The organism is Fodinicola feengrottensis, assembly GCF_039530045.1.
GTDB lineage: Bacteria > Actinomycetota > Actinomycetes > Mycobacteriales > HKI-0501 > Fodinicola > Fodinicola feengrottensis.
Genome location: NZ_BAAANY010000067.1, coordinates 1 through 1593 on the forward strand (window position 1 = coordinate 1; position 1593 = coordinate 1593).

Sequence of the window (1593 nt, forward strand, 5' to 3'; positions counted from 1 at the left end):
GAAAACAACTATGGCACGTTCACGTATATCCTCCCGGACCGCTGCCCGCCGCCGGTCGTGTTCGGCCGGAACGAGTCCGGTAGCCTTCCGCCTGACGCCATCATCATCAGCCTCACGATCTACTGACCTCACGGCTGGACCCTGACGAAGGAGTTCGAATTGATCCCGAGACGTTGGTTGGCTAGCTTGGTTGTTGGCGTGGTGACGTGCGGTGCTCTGCTCACGCCGCTGACGCCGGCCGCGGCAGACGGTATCTGTTTCAACTCGTTGGACCCAGGCCAGCCGTTCGCTGGCTGTGAGTTCGAAGGCAGCTATTTCGACCACAATCGGTGTGCCACCGATGGAGCAGACCTGGTCCGCCATGACCCGGCCGCCATTGGCTACGCCTGCGACGTGGTCAATTCTGGCGAATGGTGGCTCTATATCCGTTATCCTGCTTAACCCCACCTTGCCATTCGTCATTATTTCTCGAAATCCGAGAACGGAACCAGTGATGGGAAACTCGTGCGTAAATTGTTGATCGCGATGACAGTCGCGGCCGTCGCGCTCGTCGGACCTACCGTGCCAGCATCGGCGGCACCGGCGGACACCTGCGGTGTGCATCAGCAGGTGGACGACAACGGAAATTCGTGGTGGGTAGCCACCAACTGCGACCCCAACGGCTGGGGCCAAGACTATCAATGGAACCAGGACGGGCAGGTCCACGGGACCTGCATCGCGGACCAGCGCACCGGACTGCTTGCCCCAGTATCGGTGGTCGACCGCTCCCCCTGGCTGGCGTACCTGACACATTATTGTTAAGTCTCCACGTGCCGCATCTTGAGATCAATACCAGCCTCGCTGCGCCGCCGCGGCCGGTTTTTGATGTCGGCGTGGCCGATTCGAGGTCGCGCGTCTGCGGACCCGCCCGTTAGCTGGTCTCGCGCGCCCAGACGTTCAGGAAGTGCTGAGTGTGGCGTACGCGTAGACGTCGTTGGTGTTGGTAATGCGCCCATAGGCTGTGAAGTTGTCGGTTCCGGCGGCAGTGGTCACCAGAGTCACGATGATGCTCGCGGTGGCGCCGGGGGCCAATAACGAGTTGCCGCAATAGATGAGGCGTTGGAGGTTGCGTCGGGCGCACCCGCTTCCACCCACCCCGGTGATCTTCTGCGACGCGTACTGAGGATTCTCAATACCCAGTGCCGCCGACACCGTCGCGGAGGTGTTGTTGGTGAGCGTTGCCGCCACCGTGACCTGATCACCGACCACGGCCGTGGCCGGGGTCACCGTCAGCCCGACAAGCGGGATCGACACGGTCGGTGCGGCGGCAGCAGGCGTCACCCATGCCGCCAACCCGGTTCCGACGCATAACATGGTGGCTGCCAACTGCCTGATACCCATTGCCGCCTCTTGATCGTCAACGATGCATGAGTGTCGCAGACGTTGTACACGATACTCGTAGCGGCGGACGGCCTACCCCACAACTGCCCAGAGATGGTCCAGGCAAATGCGTCACCAAGGCCGCGCCCGCCAGCGTGGCTGCACTCAACCGCCTGGCACGCTTGCGCGCCATCGCACCTCAGGTCGTGTTCGCGGCCCTCGGCGGGGGCGTCC

General features: G+C 62.6%; 3 protein-coding genes. 2 read left to right on the plus strand and 1 reads right to left on the minus strand.

What is annotated here, in order from left to right; genetic code table 11:
• The first annotated feature begins 159 nt into the window (after nt 1-159).
• A complete protein-coding gene (locus ABD301_RS42170; protein WP_344315611.1) occupies nt 160-441 on the plus strand; it encodes a hypothetical protein in 282 nt (93 codons plus the stop codon).
• Between the two features lie 63 nt (nt 442-504).
• The gene (locus ABD301_RS42175; RefSeq protein WP_163567021.1) at nt 505-801 is read left to right on the plus strand and encodes a hypothetical protein; all 297 of its coding nucleotides are present in this window, start codon (nt 505-507) and stop codon (nt 799-801) included.
• A 135-nt stretch (nt 802-936) separates the two neighbouring features.
• On the opposite strand, the gene ABD301_RS42180 is transcribed toward ABD301_RS42175, so the two are convergent.
• Nucleotides 937-1380 carry a hypothetical protein gene (locus tag ABD301_RS42180; protein WP_279580497.1) on the minus strand — a complete coding sequence of 148 codons (444 nt, stop codon included), beginning with the start codon at nt 1378-1380 and terminating at the stop codon, nt 937-939.
• Nucleotides 1381-1593: the final 213 nt, after the last annotated feature.